We start from the raw sequence: 14,496 nt of genomic DNA on the forward strand, positions 1-14,496 counted from the left end.
CGTCGATCCCCGCAGACCCGCGCCCGCCTCACAGCCCTCCCCGCCCCGCCCACGGACCCCTCACACCCCCCGCCCGCCCCCGCTGAGGGCAGCGTTCCTCACGGGAAACAGAGGTGATGCGGCCGGGTAACGTCGGGACCGCACGCTCAAGGGCATGACCTCGAATACGCGTGTGGTGGTGATCGGCGCCGGCCTCGCGGGCGTACGGCTCGCCCGGCGGCTCGGTGAGCTGGGCGCGCCCGCGCTGCTCGTCGGCGAGGAGGAGCACCCGCCGTACAACCGGGTGCTGCTCGCGGAGGTGCTGGCCGGCCGCTACGCCCCCGAGGTGATCGCCCTTCCGGCGCCGGCGGGGCTGCTCCGGGCCCGGGTCACCGGCATCGACCGGGCCGCCCGGACCGTCCACTGCGCCGACGGTGGCTCGATCGCATACGACACACTGGTCCTCGCCACCGGCTCCAACCCCGTACTGCCGCCGCTGCGCGGTCTGTTCACGCCCGACCACCAGCTTCCCGAGGGCGTCCACGCGTTCCGCACGATGGACGACTGCCTGGGGCTGGCCAAGGCGGTCCGGCCGGGTGTGCGCGCGGTCGTCGTCGGCGGCGGGCTGCTCGGCGTCTCCGCCGCCCGCGCGCTCGCCGTGCGCGGCGCGCAGGTGGTCCTCGCCCAGCAGGCCGAGCGGCTCATGGAAGGCCAGCTCGACCCGGACGCGTCCCGGCTGGTGCTGCGGCACCTCACGGACCTGGGCGTCGAGGTGCACACCGAGTGCCGGGTGCGGGACGTGCGCTGCCTCGCGGGGGCCGTCCGATCCGTGGAGATGGCCGACGGGTACGCGCTCGACGCCGACCTCGTGGTACTCGCCTGCGGGGTGCGCCCGCGCACCGGACTCGCCGAGCAGGCCGGTCTCGCCGTCCACCACGGCGTCCTGGTCGACGACGCGCTGCGCACCTCCGACCCGCACATCCACGCCGTCGGCGACTGCGTCCAGCACGACGGCACGGTCTACGGCCTGGCCGCCCCGGCGCTGGAACAGGCCGACGCGCTCGCCGAGTTGCTCGCCGGAGACACGGACGCGCGATACCGCGGCACCCGTTCCCTGACCCGGCTGACCCTCACCGGAACGGGCTCCCCCTTCGACCTGGCCGCGTTCGGCGAGACCGAGGCGCGCCCCGGCGACGACGTCGTACGGCTCGCCGACGCCACCCGCGGCACCTACCGCAAGGTCGTCGTCCGCGACGACCGCCTGGTCGGCGGGGTCCTCGTCGGCGAACTCGGCACCGTCGGCGCGCTCGCCCGCGCCTGGGAGGGAGCAGAGCCGCTCCCCGACGACGGCCCCCTGCTCCACCTGCTCACCAACGACGGAGGCTCCTGATGTCCACGGACACCCGCACGGACACCCCCACGATCGTGCTCGTCGGCCACGGCATGGTCGGCCAGCGCTTCCTCGAAGCGCTCGCCGAGCGCGGCCTGACCGCCACGCACCGCGTGGTCGTGCTGTGCGAGGAGCCACGTCCGGCGTACGACCGCGTAGCTCTCACCTCGTACTTCTCGGGCCGGACGGCCGAGGACCTCTCCATGACCGACATGGAGTTCATCGACACGCACGGCATCGAGCTGTACGTCGGCGACCCGGCGGAGACGATCGACCGCGCGGCGCGGCAGGTCACGGCCAGGTCCGGCAGGGTCTTCGGGTACGACACCCTCGTTCTCGCCACCGGCTCCTACCCGTTCGTGCCGCCGGTGCCGAACAAGGACGCCGAGGGCTGTTTCGTCTACCGGACCATCGAGGACCTGCTCGCCATCGAGGAATACGCGAAGACGCGGGCGACCACCGGCGCCGTGGTCGGCGGCGGGCTGCTGGGTCTGGAGGCGGCCGGTGCGCTCAAGGGCCTCGGGCTGAACACCCACATCGTGGAGTTCGCGCCGCGTCTGATGCCGGTGCAGGTCGACGAGGGCGGTGGCGCGGCGCTGCTGCGGACCATCGAGGGCATGGGCCTGACCGTGCACACGGGTGTGGGCACGCAGGAGATCGTCACCGGTGAGGACGGCTCGGTCAGCGGCATGAAGCTGTCCGACGGTTCCGAACTCCCCGCCGACATGGTGGTGTTCAGCGCCGGTGTGCGGCCCCGCGACCAGCTGGCCCGGGACTGCGGTCTCGCCGTCGGCGAGCGCGGCGGCATCACGGTGGACGAGCAGTGCCGTACGGTCACCGACCCGAACGTCTTCGCGATCGGCGAGTGCGCGCTGGCGGCGGACGGCCGGGTGTACGGCCTGGTGGCGCCCGGGTACGAGCAGGCGGAGACGGCCGCCGCGACCCTCGCCCAGGACGAGGCGGAGTTCACCGGCGCCGACCTGTCCACCAAGCTGAAGCTGCTCGGCGTGGACGTGGCGTCCTTCGGCGACGCGCACGGCACCACCGAGGACTGCCTCGACGTCGTCTACTCCGACTCCCGCGCCGGACTGTACAAGAAGCTGGTCATCGGCGCGGACGGCACGCTGCTCGGCGGCATCATGGTCGGTGACGCCGAGGCGTACGGCACCCTGCGCGCGCTGACCGGCTCGGTGCCGCCCATCTCCCCCGAGTCGCTCGTCCTGCCCGCCGGAGCCGACTCGGGGGCCCAGCTCGGCCCGTCCGCCCTCCCGGACGAGGCGGTCATCTGCTCCTGCCACAACGTCAGCAAGGGCACGATCCGCGGGGCGGTGACGGAGCACAAGTGCACCACCGTGCCCGAGGTGAAGAAGTGCACCAAGGCCGGTACCGGCTGCGGCTCCTGCGTCAAGGTGCTCGGCCAGCTCGTCGACGCCGAGCTGGAGGCGTCCGGGATCGAGGTCGACAAGGGCCTGTGCGGCTGCTTCGCCCAGACCCGCGAGGAGCTCTACGAGATCGTCCTCGCCCTGCGCGTCACGTCGTACCAGGAGCTGCTGGACCGCTACGGCCGTGAGGGCGCCCGGGGCGGCGACGGCTGTGAGACCTGCAAGCCGGCCGTCGGCTCGATCATCGCCTCCCTCGCCCCGGCGATCGGCGCGAGCGGCTACGTCCTGGACGGCGAGCAGGCGGCTCTGCAGGACACCAACGACCACTTCCTGGCCAACCTGCAGAAGAACGGCTCGTACTCGGTCGTGCCGCGCATCCCCGGCGGCGAGATCGCCCCCGAGAAGCTGATCGTGATCGGCGAGATCGCCCGGGACTTCGGCCTCTACACGAAGATCACCGGTGGCCAGCGGATCGACATGTTCGGGGCGCGGGTCGAGCAACTGCCCCTGATCTGGGCGCGCCTGGTGGACGCCGGCTTCGAGTCCGGACACGCCTACGGCAAGGCGCTGCGCACGGTGAAGTCCTGTGTGGGCTCCACCTGGTGCCGCTACGGCGTCCAGGACTCCGTCAGGATGGCGATCGACCTGGAGCTGCGCTACCGGGGCCTGAGGTCGCCGCACAAGCTCAAGTCCGCCGTCTCCGGATGCGCCCGCGAGTGCGCCGAGGCCCAGTCGAAGGACTTCGGGGTCATCGCCACCTCCAACGGCTGGAACCTGTACGTCGGCGGCAACGGCGGCGCCACCCCGCGCCACGCGGACCTGCTGGCTCAGGACCTGTCCGACGCCGAACTCGTCCGTCTCATCGACCGGTTCCTGATGTTCTACATCCGCACCGCCGAACGGCTGGAGCGCACGAGCACCTGGCTGGAGCGGATCCCCGGCGGCCTGGACCACGTACGGGACGTGGTGGTGCACGACTCGCTCGGCATCTGCGACGAACTGGAGCAGCTGATGCGGGCGCACGTCGCCCACTACCGCGACGAGTGGGCCGAGACCGTCAACGACCCCGAGAAGCTCGCCCGGTTCGTGTCCTTCGTGAACGCCCCGGACACCCCCGACCCGGTCGTCGCCTTCGTCCCCGAGCGCGACCAGATCAAGCCCGACCTGCCGCTGCTGTCCATCGGCATGCGATCCGCCGACGACGTCCTGGAAGGAAGCGCCCAGCGATGACCCTGGCTCTCGAGACCACCGACCTGAAGGTTCAACTCCGGCTGGCCGACGGCTGGTTCACGGCCTGCGACCTGAGCGCGCTCGCCCCGGGCCGCGGGGTGGCCGCCCTGCTGCCGGACGGCCGCCAGGTGGCCCTCTTCCGCGACCGCACCGACCGGCTGTACGCCGTCGACAACCGCGACCCCTTCACCGGCGCGGCCGTCCTCTCCCGCGGTCTGACCGGCACCCACCGGGACCGCCCGTTCGTGGCCTCGCCCCTGCTGAAGCAGCGCTTCGACCTGATCAGCGGGCAGTGCCTGGACGACGAGGCAGTGCGGGTGGCGGCGTACGAGGTACGGGCCGCCTAGGCTCTGCTCACCCGAGCATCTCACTTGACCGATCGTTCCAGAAAAACCTAGGCTGCGGTTCGTGGCCAGGACCAAGGAGTTCGATCCGGACGCCGCGCTGCAGTCAGCCCTGGAGCTGTTCTGGCGGCGCGGCTACGAGGCGACGTCGATGGCCGACCTGGTCGGGCACCTGGGCATCGGCAGGGCGAGCCTGTACGCGACGTTCGGCAGCAAGCACGAGCTGTACCTGCGGGCGCTGGAGCGGTACGGGCAGACCCAGAACCCGCTGCTGACCCGGGAGCTGTCCCGGCCCGGCCCGGTGCTGCCGGCGGTACGCGCGGTGGTGCGGCGGTTCGCCGCCGAGGCCACGGCCGAGGTGACCCGGCGGCAGGGCTGCCTGGTCACCAACACGGCGGTCGAACTGGCCGCGCACGACTCGGCCGCCGCCCGCCGGGTGGAGCAGAGCTGGGACCACCTGGAGACCCTGCTGCACTCCGCCCTGGTCCGTGCGCAGGCGCAGGGCGAACTGGCCGCGGACCGCGCTCCCCTCGCCCTCGCCCGCACCCTGCTCGTGCTGCTGCAGGGCCTGCGGGTGGTCGGCAGGGCCTCGTTCGACCCGGCCCGCGTCCACGACGCGGCGGAGCAGGCGCTGACGCTGCTCGACTGACCACGACGCCCTCCGTCCGGAGGGCGTTTCTGCCGCCCTCATACTGAACCGATCGGTCAAGAAAAGGGGAGATCGTGGCCATCACCGCGCGCAACCGCTTCTCCGGCCGGACGGCCCTCGTCACCGGGGCCGGCACCGGCATCGGACGGGGCATCGCCCTCGCCTTCGCCCGCGAGGGCGCGGACGTGGTCGTCGCCGGGCGCCGCAGGGAGCCGCTGGAGGAGACGGCGGCCCTGATCGAGCAGGCGGGCGGCGAGGCGCTGGCGGTCACCGCGGACGTCACCAGCGCCGGCGACCTGCGGGCCCTGGTGTCCGCCGCCGTGGACCGGTTCGGCTCCCTGGACGTGGCGGTGAACAACGCCGGCGTCATGACCGGGCGCGGGCGGCCCGCGGCGGACCTGGCCGAGGAGGACTGGCGGACGATGCTCGACATCAACGTCACCGGCGTCCTCCTCGCCCTCCAGGCCGAAGTCGCCCGGATGCGGACCCAGCCGAACGGCGGGGCCATCGTGAACATCGCCTCCCGGATCGGCGTCCACAGCCGGCTGCGCGGCACCACCGGCTACGCCGTCACCAAGGCGGCCGTGTCGGTGCTCAGCCGCAGCGCCGCCCTCGACCACATCGCCGACGGTGTGCGCATCAACGCCGTCAGCCCCGGCCCCACCGCCACGGACATGTCCTTCAAGCCCGGCGAGACGGAGGACGACCGGGCCGCCCGGATGCGCGCCGAGGCCCCGCTCGGCCGGGTCTCCACCGTCGAGGAGATCGCCGCCGCCGTGCTCTACCTGGCCTCGGACGACGCGGCCTCGGTCGTCGGCACCGACCTGGTGGTGGACGGCGGCTCGACGGCCTGACCCGGTTCAGTCGATCCCCGACCGCTCCACCCCCGCCACGATCCACCGCTGGAAGCACAGGAACACCAGCAGCAGCGGAAGGATCGACACGACGGCCGCGACGAACAGCTCGTGCAGCCGGATCACCTGGGACGTCGTGAACGACGACAGCGCCACCTGGACCGTCCAGGCGCTCCGGTCCTGCCCGATCACCAGCGGCCACAGGAAGGAGTTCCACGCGCCGAGAAAGACGATCGTGCCGACCGCCGCGAACACCGGCCGCGCGTTCGGCACGACCACCAGCCAGTACGTGCGCCAGTACCCGAGTCCGTCGACCTGCGCCGCGTCCTCCAACTCCCGCGGGAATCCCAGGAAGTACTGCCGGAAGACGAAGCAGGCGAACGCCGAGAACAGCGTGGGGATGATCAGTCCGCGCAGGGTGGAGATCCAGCCCAGCGACGACACCAGCACGAAGCTCGGTACGAAGGTGACGGCGGCCGGGACCAGCAGGGTGCCGAGGACGCCGTAGAAGACCTTGTTCGCGTGCCGGTACGGGATGCGGGCGAGGCCGTAGCCCGCGAGGGACGCGAGGAGCAGGGTGCCCAGCGTCGTCGCGACGGCGATCAGCGCGGAGTTGAGCAGGGAGCGGGCGAAGGGCACGGACGGGTCGGAGAACAGCTCCCGGACGTTGCCCCACCTCAACTCGCCCGGGAGGAACGTCCATTCGGGCGAGGTGAGGTCCTGCTCGCTGGACAGGCCGTTGCGCACCAGCAGATAGAACGGGATCAGGAAGACGAGCGCGAGCACGACGAGCAGCACCAGCCGCAGCGCCCGCCCGGCCCGCACCAGGGCGTCATCCATCGGCGTCCGTCCTTCCCGGTTTCAGCCACCGCGCCTGCCCCACCGTGACAACGGCGATGATCAGCGCGAGGATCACCGCGCCCGCGCTGCCGAGCCCGAGATTCTGCCCCTGTCCGAGGGCGGTGTAGTAGAGGTAGACCAGCGGCGGCCGGGCGTACGGCGGATACCCCCTCGCGTCGGACAGCAGGTTGTAGAACTCGTCGAAGGCCTGGAAGGCGTTGACGACGAGCAGCAGCACCACCGCGACCGAGGTGGCCCGCAGCTGGGGCAGGGTGATGTGCCGCAGCACCGTCCACCCCGGCCGGGCCCCGTCCACGGCGGCGGCCTCGTACAGCACCGGATCGATCCGCTGCAGCCCGGCCAGGAACAGGACCATGTAGAACCCGGCCTGCAGCCACAGCCGTACCGTGACGATGACCAGCCAGTACCAGGGCGGATCGGTGCCGGCCAGCCAGGCGACGGGATCACCCCCGAACCACCCGAGCACGGTGTTGGCCAGCCCGAACCGCACCCCGTTGAAGATCGACATCTTCCACACCAGCGCGGCGACGACATAACTGCACGCGGCCGGAAGGAAGAAGACCGACCGGAAGAACGCGCGGGCGCGCCTCAGCCGGTTCACCATCAGGGCGAGGGAGAGCGAGCACACGTAGGTCACCGGCACGATGAAGGCGGTGAAGACGAGGAAGGTCCGCAGACTGCCGACGAACGCGTCGTCCTCCAGCATCGCCGTGTAGTTGTCCAGCCCGACGAAGTGCGTGGGCGTGACGGTGTTGTGCGCGTCGAAGAAGCCGAGGCCCACGCTCCACAGCAGCGGAACGTAGGTGAACAGCGCGAGCCCGAACGCGAACGGCCCCACGAACACCCAGAACCACAGGGTCCTGCGGCGCCTCACGACGTCTTCTTCGCCTTCTTCGCGTTCTTCACACGGTCGAGCTCGCCGGTCACCTTCCGTACGACGGCCCGCAGTTCACTCGCCGGATCGGCCCCGCTCGTGATGATCCGGCTGAGCGCGTCCTGGTAGGCGGTCTGCGAGGCGGGGGTCCACAGCAGGGGCTGGGCGTAGCCGTGGTCGGTGGTGAAGCGGACGGCGTCGGCGGCGGCACCCGACCGCAACCTGGCCGCCTTCCCGGCCAGGGAGATCCTGGCCGGGATGTGAAAGCCGTAGGACAGCGCGAAGTCCTCCTGGTAGTCGGTCCGGTCCACCCACAGCCACTTCACGAACTCCTTGGCGGCCTCCTGGTGCCTGCCGCGCGCACTGACGGCGGCGCCGTAGGCTCCGACGGGTACGGAGGGCTTGCCGTGGCTGCCGTCCGCGGGAAACGGCAGCACGCCGAAGTCGTCGCCGAGTTCCTTCTGGATCTGCGGCAGCGCCCACAGCCCGGACCACTGCATCGCGGTCAGCCCCTGGATGAAGGCGGAGGGGTCGGCCCAGTCGGCGGGCGCGCCGAGGAGGAGGGACCTGTCGGCGTACAGCTGGTGCAGCTTGCCGAGGGTGCGGGCGGCGGCGGGGTCGTCGAAGCCGACCTTCCCGGCCTCGGTGACGAGCTGGAGCCCGGCGGCGTACAGGGGCGTGCCGCCGAGCACACCCGCTCCCCCGTCGTTGCCCAGGAACAGCCCCTTGACCTTGCTGCCGGTGAGCTTGCGCGCGGCGTCCACGAGGGCGTCGAGCGTGGCGGGCGGCTCGACCCCGGCGTCCTTCAGCAGGCTCTTCCGGTAATAGAGCATCTGCATGTCGACGACCTGCGGAATGCCCCACACCCTCCCGTCGTACGTCTTCGGCGTGAGCACGGCCGGACTGAAGTCGCCCCTGACGCCCTCGATCAGACCGGTCAGGTCGACGACCTGACCGCCCTGGATCTGGTCGAGCGTGGGCCCGTTCACCTCGAAGACGTCCGGTCCGGAGTCGGTGAGCAGGGCGGCGGCGGTCTGCTGGTCGTAGTTCCCGGGCCGCCACTGCACCGTGACCCGTGCCTTCTTGTAGGCGGCGGCGTACCGCTCGACGGCCTGCTCGGTGCCGGCCTCGCCGTACTGGTGGTACCACTGCGACAGCTGCGTCCCGCCGGCGTCCCCGCCGTCACGCCCGGTGTGGGAACCGCAGCCGGCGAGTAACCCGGCACCCGCCGCCCCGGCTCCCGCGGCCAGTAGCGCCCTGCGGCTGATCGTCATCGTCGGTGCCCCCTGACGTCGGTCGTCTTCGTCATCGATGCACGGCCCAACGATCAACCATGCACGCCGATTACGAAAGAGGGGTTGCGGCTGTGTGTCGGGGAACGCGTGGAATGGATACTCGGGCGGCACAACTTTTCCGAGCCGGAGCGCATCCAACACAGTGACCTTCATCCACCGATTCGCCTGATGGAGGCGGACACGACATGTTTGCATCTGCGCGAGGCGCGGCCGCCGCACTGACCGCCGCTCTCCTGGCTCTGACGGCCGCGGGAGCGGCGTGGAGCGCGACCCCGTCGGCACCCGCGGCGGCGCCCCGGGCCTCGACCGCCGCCCGGACCTGCACCACGAGCGATCTGTACCTCTCCATGGGCCACAAGGAGGGCGCGGCGGGGTCGCTGTACTGGTCGGTCCGGTTCACCAACACCAGCACGACCGGCTGCGCCCTGCGCGGCTATCCGGGCGTCAGCGTCCTGGACACCGCGCACCACCAGATCGGGCCGGCCGCCACCCACAGCGGCAGCCCCTACGGCACTGTCACGCTCGCCCCGGCCCACTCCGCCTCGGCGATCGTGCGCACCACCAACGGCCCGGTGGGCGGGCCCTGCCTGCGCACCGGCTCCTACCTGCGGGTCTACCCGCCGGCCTCGCACACCGCGACCCTGGTCCCGGCCCCCTGGACGACCTGCTCCGGCGTCTTCCAGGTCGGCCCGGTGAACCTCCAGGGCAACTTCTGAGGGAGCCGCCAGACGAGCTGAAGGGACCGCCGGGAAGCGCGGGACCGGGGGACCGCCCCCGCGCTTCCCGGCGGTGCGGATCAGTCACCCGGACCGGTGCGCTTCTCCAGACGTGAGCCACGCCGGCGGGTGATCGACATCAGATCGCTCGGGGCGTCCAGTTCGAGGCGGTGCCAGCGGCCACGGGGCACGATCACGGCCGTACCCGCCGCCAGCCGCACCATCTCCTCGGCACCGCCCTCGACGGTGGGACGGAGATACAGCCGCACGCCGCCGGCCAGGCAGCACACGGCTTCCTCCGCGTCGGGATGCACCTCCCAGTGATCGGCGTGCACCTCGGCACCGGTCTCGACGTGGAAGGCCGCGACCTGCCAGTCACCGGGGCCGCCGTCCGTCATCCGCCGGGCGCCGGAACGGACGTCGCCGTCGGGCCGGAAGTCCAGCATCGAGGAGAAGAGGTCGACGGGCGTGATCGTCATGACGGTGTCCCTTCCACGCGTGTACGCGGACGCGCACCGCTACTCGGACTCGCGCTGCTACTCGGACTGGCACTGCTATTCGGACTGGCACTGCTATGGGGACTCGGACTGCTACTCGGACTCGCACCGGCGCTCGGACTCCGGCTCGGGTGGCGGGGCAGCACGCAGATCGCCACGGCCGCCGCGAGCAGGAAGAGGGCGGCGGTGACGGCCAGGCCGAGGGCGTAGCCGTCGTTGAGCGCGCCGGGGCCGGAGGCCGCGCCCGTGCGGTGTGCGGCGACCGTGGCCAGGGTGGCCACACCGATGCAACCACCGAGCTGGCGTGCGCTGTTGAACAGTCCGGAGGCCATCCCGGCCTCGCCGGGCCGGACACCGGTCGTCGCCGCGGCGGCCGCCGGCGCGAAGAGCAGCCCGATGCCGACGCTGGTGAGCAGGGACGGCCCGAGCACGTCGGTGAGGAAGCCGCCGTGCGGGCTGATCCGGGAGTACCAGGCCATGCCCGCGGCGGCGAGCAGGGCGCCCGGCACCAGGGCGGCGCGGGGCGAGCGGGCCGCGGCGATGCGGGTTGCGACGACGGTGGCCGCCACCGAGCCCGCGCAGAACGGCAGGAACGCGGCACCGGTCGCGGCGGCGCCGAGGCCCAGGACCTGCTGGAGGTACAGGGAGACGAAATAGAACGCGGTGAACTGCCCGGCCGCGGCGAGGAACACCAGCAGATCGGCACCGACCACCCAGCGGCTGCGCAGCAGGCCGAGCCGCAACAGCGGGACGGGGACCCGGGATTCGACGAGGACGAACGCGACCAGCAGCACGGCGGCGCCGCCGAGCGTCGTCAACGTCCTCGGTGACGCCCACCCTTGGACATCGGTCCGTACGACACCGAACACCAGCAGCCCCGTACCACCGGTCCCCAGCAGTGCTCCGAGCACATCCAGCCGCTCGCGCCGGACCGGCCCCGGCCCGGTCGGTACGGCCACGCGGACGAGCGCGAGCGCCGTCGCCACGATGGGCAGATTGACCAGCATCACCCAGCGCCAGCCCGCGTACTCGGTGAGCACTCCGCCCGCGAGCACACCCAGTGCGCCGCCCACGGCGTTCATCCCGCTCCACACTCCGAGGGCGCGGACGCGCCGGGGGCCGTCCGTGAAGGTGGTGGTCAGCAGAGCCAGCGCGGCGGGCGCGGTGGCGGCGGCACCCACGCCCTGCCCCGCGCGGGCGGCCACCAACTGCCAGGGTTCCTGGGCGAGTCCACCGGCGAGCGAGCAGACACCGAAGCAGACCAGCCCCGCCACGAACAGCCGACGCGGGCCGTACAGGTCGCAGGCCCGGCCGCCGAGCAGCAGAAACCCACCGAAGGTGAGCGCGTACACATGCACGACCCAGGCCAGGTCGAGCGGGGCGAAGCCGAGGGAGGTGCGGATCGCTGGAAGCGCGACATTGACCACGGCCATGTCGAGAGCGACGACGAACTGGGCTACGGCAGCGGCAGCGAGCACGGCCGCAGGGCTGCCTCGTAAGTTTCTATACATGTAAGAAAACTAGCGCGATCAGGCCCCGTTGTCGATTGCCCGGGGATGACGAGGGCATGATGGGAGCCATGCCGCCACCGCCTGCACCCCGCAAGACCACCGGCCGACCTGCCCGTATCTCCCGTACGGACATCATCCGGACGGCACTCCGTGTCGTGGCGGAGGAAGGCGTGGACCGGCTGACCATGCGCAGGCTCGCCTCCGAGATCGGCAGCACGCCCATGGCGCTCTACCACCACGTCCGCGACAAGGAGGAACTGCTCCTCCTGCTCCTGGACGACTACGCCGCGCAGCACCTGCGCCGCCCGTCCGCTCCCCCCACCGACCCGCGTGAACGCGTCATCGCCGCCGCGACCGCGATCCACGAGGTGCTGGCCGCCTGCCCCTGGGCCGTGGACGTCCTGACGGCGGACGACCTGATGTCGACGTCCGCGCTGTGGTTCGTCGAGCAGATAGTGGACGGTCTGACGGACTGCGGGCTGCCCCTGGAGCAGGCCGTGCACGGCTACCGGACGATCTGGTACTACACCGCCGGGGAGATCGTGGTCCGCGCGACCGCCACCCGCCGGCGCGCGACCGACGACCGCCCCACCTACCGCGACCGCGTCTTCGCCGACCTCGACCCGGCCGAACTGCCCCGCCTGGCGGAGGTCGCCGGCCGCTGGGCCCCGCTGACCGCCGAGGACACGTACGCCCCCGGTCTGCGCGCCCTGGTGAACGGCCTCCTTTCCGACACGGCCTGACCAACACCCCGGGGGCGGCACCCGCACCGGGCACCGCCCCACACTGCCGCTGGCGCTCAGTCCCGCCGGATCAATTCCGGATCGATGCGCCGCCCGACGAGGGGCAATGAGCCAAGCGCGGCCACGGCTACGACGCACAGGGTGCCGACGAGCAGAAGCGGAAGCCCGGCACCGTCCCAGAACACCGTGCCGCCACCGGTGACCAGATAACTCGACTCGGCCATCTTGCCCGTCACGACGGCGAGCAGCAGTCCCACCGTCAGGGGCAGGAGGACCTGGGTGATCTGCACGGCCCGCAGCGTGCGCGGGCGGGCGCCGAGCAGGGCCAGCGCGGTGACCTGGGGGCGCCGCTCCACTGCGCGGTCGGTGGTGGCGACGACGTAGGCGGCAACGGCGATGACGGCGCCGAGGACCATGCCGAGGCCGAGGAGCGTCTTGACGACCGCGATCTGCTGGAGAGCCGTGATGTTCAGTCCCTGAGGAATCACGTCGATCGTCGGAGCGACATGACCGATGCCGTCGAGGACTCTGCGCACTGTGTCCGGGTCGGAGTTGCTGACCAATGTGAAGGTTGCGCTCTCAGGACGTGCGCCCGGGGGCAGTTCGGAAGGTGGAACGAGGATCGACTGACCGCCGAGGACCCAGGCGTCCTGGAACTCGCGGTACCGGACCGTTCGCTTCGGAACCGTGATCGTCACGTTGCGATAGCCGCGGCCCAGCGGGAGAAGAAGCTTCCCTCCAGCCTCGGCCGGTGCGCCCTGAGGCCCCGTGGTGCCCCACAGTCGCGAGGGTTGCCGGTCAGTACACTCACCGACCCGCGACGTCACCGCCCGAAGCTGGGCGCACGTGGCCAGGACAACGCGGGGGGACCAGGCCATCTCGGACGCACCGACGAGCGACGACTCCATGGTGACGACATGGGCGCGAACGCCCGGCAGTCGCTCGAGGGATTGCCGCTGGGCGGTGGTCAGCTGCGCGTAGCGGATGTCGTAGTCCTGGATCGGGGATGTGTTCTTGCTGACCTGATCCAGCTCGATCAGGATGCCTTGGGCCAAAGAAGCCGCGAACACCAACACGACCAGGCCCGCCGCCACCCGGAGTGCCCCACCCGGCTCGGCCTCGTTGCGCCGCATGGCGAGCCCGAGGGCGACAGAGCCGGTGGACCGGGCGACTCGCCGGGCGACGTACCGGCACGTGGACGGCAAGGTCGTCACGAGGCCGACACCGATGAGAAGGACAGCCGACGGAATAAGCACCGAAGACGGCCCTGTGCCCTGGGGAGCGTGCCCGGTGGCGCCGGCGAGGCAGTATCCGGCAGCGATACCGGTCCCCGCGACCAGAGGGAGAAAACCCCAGGCGGAAGGCCGCTTCTCCACTGCTGTCCTGCGCACGGCCAGCGGATTGGCCGCGGCCTTCCGCGCACTTGCCCGCGCCACGAACCAGGCGAGCGTCGGGCACCCCACCAGGCATGCCATGAGCGTCGAGCCGGTCAACGCCCCGTCGCTCGGGTACCACGTGAATCGGGGGAGTCCCACCCGGGAGACGAGCTGGTTCAGGACCCAGTACTCACCCAGCCCGAGGAGGGCGCCGAGTCCGGCCGCCGCTACCGTCTCTGCGGCGTTGACCCTCTGCACCTCCTTGGCGCTCATCCCCAGCAGACGAAGAGCGGCCAGCCTGCGGGCCCGCTCGGCGGCGGACAGGCGAGCGCACACGGAGAGAAACACCGCGAGGGGCAGCAGAACGATGCCGGCCATCGTGAAGCGCAGGATGTCGAGCGTGGACGGCTCCACGGTCCTGGTCGGTGCCCGGCTCGTCCCGAACCCGGAGAAGTACCAGCCGTCCGGCAGTTCGCCACGACCCATGCCGACGTAGGCGACCAGTTCCTCGGGGCGTGCGAGCCCCTGCGCGCCGATGAGCCCTGTTTCCCGGCCAGGCAGGCGTTGCGCCAGGCCTGGCTCGGCGCGGAGTAGTTCGTGCAGCCGGGGGGGACACGAAGACTTCACCGCGAGCGGGGATGGCTTTCAACCCCGGTGGCGGCTCAAACGCCCTGGTTCCGCGGGCCATGAAAATGCGGGTGAGGGGCCTTGAACCGTAGGGGTCGGTCCGCTCCAGCCACAGCGGGAGAGTGTTTTTCTCCGCGGCGGACACACCATGTGCGGCCACTGGCTGAC

General features: G+C 71.5%; 13 protein-coding genes. 7 read left to right on the top strand and 6 right to left on the bottom strand.

What is annotated here, in order from left to right; all coding sequences use genetic code 11:
- The first annotated feature begins 154 nt into the window (after window positions 1-154).
- From ACZ7GZ_RS01155 to ACZ7GZ_RS01175, 5 genes are all read left to right on the top strand, one after another.
- Window positions 155-1,369 (top strand): NAD(P)/FAD-dependent oxidoreductase, encoded by a 1,215-nt coding sequence (locus tag ACZ7GZ_RS01155; RefSeq protein ID WP_471019624.1) that lies wholly within the window; start codon window positions 155-157, stop codon window positions 1,367-1,369.
- Entirely contained in the window at window positions 1,369-3,981 is a 2,613-nt protein-coding gene (nirB, locus tag ACZ7GZ_RS01160) for a nitrite reductase large subunit NirB (RefSeq protein ID WP_471019626.1), read from the top strand. The genes ACZ7GZ_RS01155 and nirB overlap by 1 nt, the downstream gene beginning before the upstream one ends.
- The gene (nirD, locus tag ACZ7GZ_RS01165) at window positions 3,978-4,328 is read left to right on the top strand and encodes a nitrite reductase small subunit NirD (RefSeq protein ID WP_471019629.1); all 351 of its coding nucleotides are present in this window, start codon (window positions 3,978-3,980) and stop codon (window positions 4,326-4,328) included. Before nirB ends, nirD begins: the two co-directional genes overlap by 4 nt.
- A gap of 61 nt (window positions 4,329-4,389) precedes the next feature.
- A complete protein-coding gene (locus ACZ7GZ_RS01170) occupies window positions 4,390-4,974 on the top strand; it encodes a TetR/AcrR family transcriptional regulator (protein ID WP_471019631.1) in 585 nt (194 codons plus the stop codon).
- Window positions 4,975-5,048: 74 nt separating this feature from the next.
- Entirely contained in the window at window positions 5,049-5,828 is a 780-nt protein-coding gene (locus ACZ7GZ_RS01175; RefSeq protein ID WP_471019634.1) for an SDR family NAD(P)-dependent oxidoreductase, read from the top strand.
- 6 nt (window positions 5,829-5,834) lie between these two features.
- Here the strand turns inward: ACZ7GZ_RS01175 and ACZ7GZ_RS01180 are convergent, their stop codons facing one another.
- The 3 genes from ACZ7GZ_RS01180 to ACZ7GZ_RS01190 are packed head-to-tail and all read right to left on the bottom strand — an operon-like array spanning window position 5,835 to window position 8,837.
- The gene (locus tag ACZ7GZ_RS01180) at window positions 5,835-6,668 is read right to left on the bottom strand and encodes a carbohydrate ABC transporter permease (protein WP_471019637.1); all 834 of its coding nucleotides are present in this window, start codon (window positions 6,666-6,668) and stop codon (window positions 5,835-5,837) included.
- The gene (locus ACZ7GZ_RS01185; RefSeq protein WP_471019639.1) at window positions 6,661-7,563 is read right to left on the bottom strand and encodes a carbohydrate ABC transporter permease; all 903 of its coding nucleotides are present in this window, start codon (window positions 7,561-7,563) and stop codon (window positions 6,661-6,663) included. Before ACZ7GZ_RS01185 ends, ACZ7GZ_RS01180 begins: the two co-directional genes overlap by 8 nt.
- Window positions 7,560-8,837 carry an ABC transporter substrate-binding protein gene (locus tag ACZ7GZ_RS01190; RefSeq protein ID WP_471019642.1) on the bottom strand — a complete coding sequence of 426 codons (1,278 nt, stop codon included), beginning with the start codon at window positions 8,835-8,837 and terminating at the stop codon, window positions 7,560-7,562. The genes ACZ7GZ_RS01185 and ACZ7GZ_RS01190 overlap by 4 nt, the downstream gene beginning before the upstream one ends.
- 206 nt (window positions 8,838-9,043) lie before the next feature.
- Here ACZ7GZ_RS01190 and ACZ7GZ_RS01195 point away from each other — a divergent pair, with 206 nt between their 5' ends.
- A complete protein-coding gene (locus tag ACZ7GZ_RS01195; RefSeq protein WP_471019645.1) occupies window positions 9,044-9,574 on the top strand; it encodes a DUF4232 domain-containing protein in 531 nt (176 codons plus the stop codon).
- A gap of 80 nt (window positions 9,575-9,654) precedes the next feature.
- On the opposite strand, the gene ACZ7GZ_RS01200 is transcribed toward ACZ7GZ_RS01195, so the two are convergent.
- The gene (locus ACZ7GZ_RS01200) at window positions 9,655-10,053 is read right to left on the bottom strand and encodes a cupin domain-containing protein (RefSeq protein WP_471019647.1); all 399 of its coding nucleotides are present in this window, start codon (window positions 10,051-10,053) and stop codon (window positions 9,655-9,657) included.
- Window positions 10,050-11,582, bottom strand: coding sequence for an MFS transporter (locus ACZ7GZ_RS01205; RefSeq protein WP_471019650.1), 1,533 nt, complete (start codon window positions 11,580-11,582; stop codon window positions 10,050-10,052). Before ACZ7GZ_RS01205 ends, ACZ7GZ_RS01200 begins: the two co-directional genes overlap by 4 nt.
- A 68-nt stretch (window positions 11,583-11,650) precedes the next feature.
- On the opposite strand from ACZ7GZ_RS01205, the gene ACZ7GZ_RS01210 reads away from it, so the two are divergent.
- On the top strand, window positions 11,651-12,325 hold the full coding sequence (locus ACZ7GZ_RS01210) for a TetR/AcrR family transcriptional regulator (RefSeq protein ID WP_471019652.1): 675 nt from the start codon (window positions 11,651-11,653) through the stop codon (window positions 12,323-12,325).
- 56 nt (window positions 12,326-12,381) lie between these two features.
- Here ACZ7GZ_RS01210 and ACZ7GZ_RS01215 read toward each other — a convergent pair whose 3' ends face one another.
- Window positions 12,382-14,328 carry an FtsX-like permease family protein gene (locus tag ACZ7GZ_RS01215; protein WP_471019655.1) on the bottom strand — a complete coding sequence of 649 codons (1,947 nt, stop codon included), beginning with the start codon at window positions 14,326-14,328 and terminating at the stop codon, window positions 12,382-12,384.
- Between the last annotated feature and the right edge of the window lie 168 nt (window positions 14,329-14,496).

It is taken from the genome of Streptomyces sp. NPDC037288, assembly GCF_055603265.1.